Genomic DNA, 3,512 nt, shown 5'->3' on the forward strand with positions numbered 1-3,512 from the left:
CGAGCCGGCGCAGCAGATGGGCCAACCCACTCATATCTTGGGCGATGTCGACATCGGCTAAATAGGGCCGCCGCTGCTCAATATCAATCGAACCGACCAACAAGGCGTGCAGCTCGCGGGCCTGCTCGCGAATCTCGTGATCTGCCGCGCCGGGAGCGGGCGCAAACAACACCCGGCGAGCTTGGGCATCGTGATACAGCAACGGCGCGCCAGCCGGCCCACGGGCGCCACAGTGTGGGCAGGCGACCATGTTCACCTCTTCACGGCGCAGCGCCGCTGCCGCTGCCGGCTCCTCGTCGGCGTCGATAATTAACCAAATCTCGGCGCTAAAATCATTGCCGCAATGCGGACACGTCAATGGCGCCTGCTCGCGGTACGAGATGGGCATACGTTCTTGCAACCTTGCCGATCGGCGAATCCGTTTCCTCGGCTGTATTGTACCATCAGTAGACGTTCTGCATTGCGTTAGTGCGAGGATCACAACGCCGAGGCGCAGAGTGGGCAAAGGCAGTCAACGTAAAGACGCAAAGCGAGCCAAGACGCAGAGCCGGACGGCTGCCGGCTCCGCAGAGGTTTTTTGGGGAAGAGCCGCTCGCCGGTTGTCATTGCGAGCCGCCAACGGCGGCGAAGCAATCTCCCACTTCAGCGCGAGGGATGCCTCCACGCCATTGGTTTGCACCAACGTGGGGGAAATGGGACACGGATACCCACGGGTTGAGACGGATGTGCACGGTTCATCGTTTCCGATGCGGGGGTGTGTTCCGCAATCGCGGGAGATTGCTGCGGGCGCGCAGCACCCGCGCAAAGACCTACTGCCGCTCCCTATCATCCTCTGCGTCCTCAGCACCCTCAGCGGTAAATGGCTAGCCCCCACTCCTAGCCCCTCCCCCAGCGGGGGAGGGGCGCCTTCACCCCCGTCCCCGCTCCCACTGGCGCGGGAGAGGGTTGCTGCTGGGTTCCGTGCCAGCTATGCCGTGCCCGCCTAGCCCGCAGCTCCCCCTCTCCCGCCGTGTGGTGGGAGCGGGGGTTAGGGGTGAGGGCTAGCCCGCTGTGCGGGTAGAATAGCCACGAAAAGACGCAAAATACACAAATAGCGCTATTTTTGCGTCTTTTGCGTCTCTTTGTGGCTATGCGGCAATGGAGCGGGGACAGATGCCCGCCGTGAGCTAACCCCACCCACCGCGCCCTCGGCGGTAAAAAAGGGACACAGGCTTTGCTCACCGTCCCGCCGCAGCTTCTACGACCGTCAGATGGTAGCAGTTGGTAAATTCCGGCCCGGCCCCAATCAGGCGTAACTCGATCGTATACCGTCCGGGGTGAAGGGGGGTGAGGCGCAAGTGATCGATCTCGGTGGCGAGCGAGTCGGCAGGCAGGTCGAGGTAGCGCACGACGGTGGCCAATTCAACGTCTGCGGGATCGCGCATCGTAATGGTGACTTGCGCGCCGGCCAACGGTTGGCGAGCATCGTTGACGGCGTAGATTGGCACATCGATCACTTCACCGATCACGAAGTCGCGCGGTTCGATCAGGGTAAAGGCATAGTGCGGGCGGAAGCAATCGCGCAGGGCGTAATACGAACGCTTGGGCGTACGCCAATAATCGATCACGCTCCACAGCACTGCCGGGTAGGGGTCAACAAACAGAAACGCAATGATCCCGCCGGTCGGGCGATATTTGTGGTAACGCAAGCGATCGACGTAAAAGCGGTTGAGTTCGGCTTGATAGTTCTGCGACATCTCGATGACTTCGGCCAGTGAGGCGGCTTGTCGCCACGGATACCACGCCGACATAATCTCAGCCTGTAACCCGTGCCGTTCAACAAGGCGGGTAATAGCGGCATCATCGAGCGGGTCGGGCATGAAGCGTAAGCTGCTTTCAAGATTCGGAAAGCTCTGTGCGCCGAATTCGGTCACAAAGCGCAGGTTGTTAGGGAAGCGGGCGCGCACCGTTTCGCCAAACGCCAACGTGCCATAGGTGCGGTACCAGCCAAAGTAGGCATGGGCATCGGTGCCGGTACGCACGTAGGGTACGTCTGGCTCGCCCGACGAACGGATCACGGGGCGCGTTGGGTCTTCTTCTTCGACGATCTGCTTCAACTGGACATCCATCACGTCGCGGTTCCAGCTAAAAATGAACGCCGACTGGTAGGTGCGCAGCCGGGCGCCTAACGACTCATCGGCGGTGTCTTCGAGATGGATCGCCTCGTTGTGCATGCACCAGATCGCGATGCTAGGATGGTTGCCGAGCAAGCGCGCCATGGCTCGCGCCTGATGGCGCGCTGCCGGCAACACCTCGGTGCGATAGATCCACTGGAGCGGAAAATCTTGCCAGAGCAGGATACCGGCAGCGTCGGCGGCGTCGTAGAAGGCCGGGTGGTCGATATGAGCATGGACGCGCAGCATATTTATGTGGCACTCGCGGGCCAAGGCGAGATCGCGATCGGCGCGTTCGCGATTCATCGTCGCGATGCGCATATCGCCGGGAGGGTAGTTATTGCCTTTCGCGAGGAACCGCTCGCCGTTCAGGTGCGGAATCCAATCGCGCAGCTCGAAGGTGCGCACGCCATAGGCAAATGACTGCTCATCGCTGAGCGTATCATCAAGCCAGATCCGCACTGTCACCTGATAGAGATCAGGCCGGCCAAGATCGTGCGTCCACCAGCGCCGCGGCTCGCGCAGCTTCAGCAAGCCCTGCACCGTCTGCGCGCCGCTGCGTAGACGCCGTTGTACGGTGAAGGTCTGGGTTTCGCCGTGAAAGGTCAGCGGAGCAAAGACGATTTCACTGCGGATCGCCACGGCCTGCGCGGCATCGAGATCAAGGGCAAAGCGCAACTGGGCCAGCCGGGCATCGCAATGTTCGGTGCGCAGGCGGGCAGCGCGCAACCGCACCGGCCCGCTGCGGTGCAACTCGACCGGCAGCCAAATCCCGCCCGGATTGGCTTGCGGATCGAAGCAATCCCAGTGGGAAAAGACGCCGGTAATCATGCGCTTGCCGATTTTATTGTGCTCGTCGGGGCAATCGAGTTCGATGATGAGGGTGTTTTCCGGCTTCAAGAATGTGGTAAGCTCGTGCTCGGACGGCTCGAAATAGCCTTCGTGCGCGCCAAGATCGACTCCGTTGAAATAGGTATGGCGGTAATAAAACGCGCCGTTGATCCGCAGCCAGCGCCGTTCGCCGGGCAGCGGGTCGGGTGCGGGAGGGTTGGCAAACCGGCAGCGGTACACGACCTTGCCGCTGTGGGTTTCAAGGCCGGGCAATTGCTGCCAATGGGCCGGCACAATGGCTGGTAACCATCCCTGATCATTGCGCGGATAGATGCCTTGGGTAAATTCGGCCAGCGGGCGAATCTGCCAGCCGTCAGCCAACGTATACAAATGCATAACGTTTAGCGCCCTGTAGCGCCGCACGGCCGTGCGGCGCCTATAAGCGTTCACATGATCACTACCTTTGCACTTTTAACCATTTCGCTCGGACGTTCGGTGGGGAGTTGCCGCATCGCGCCCCAGCCGGTA

2 protein-coding genes are annotated in these 3,512 nt (G+C 61.3%); both read right to left on the reverse strand.

From position 1 onward, the window contains the following. A partial coding sequence (locus U9R81_RS17605) for a CpXC domain-containing protein (RefSeq protein WP_322496727.1) occupies window positions 1-388 on the reverse strand: 388 nt, incomplete at its 3' end. A gap of 829 nt (window positions 389-1,217) precedes the next feature. Continuing rightward, on the reverse strand, window positions 1,218-3,380 hold the full coding sequence (locus tag U9R81_RS17610; RefSeq protein WP_322496728.1) for a glycoside hydrolase family 2 protein: 2,163 nt from the start codon (window positions 3,378-3,380) through the stop codon (window positions 1,218-1,220). Window positions 3,381-3,512: the final 132 nt, after the last annotated feature.

Source organism: Chloroflexus sp. (assembly GCF_034435895.1).
In the GTDB taxonomy this organism is placed as follows: Bacteria; Chloroflexota; Chloroflexia; order Chloroflexales; family Chloroflexaceae; genus Chloroflexus.

Excerpts from the sequence above, each read along its gene's own strand:
- U9R81_RS17610 (WP_322496728.1), bottom strand. The coding sequence starts at position 3,380 with ATGCATTTGTATACGTTGGCTGACGGCTGGCAGATTCGCCCGCTGGCC.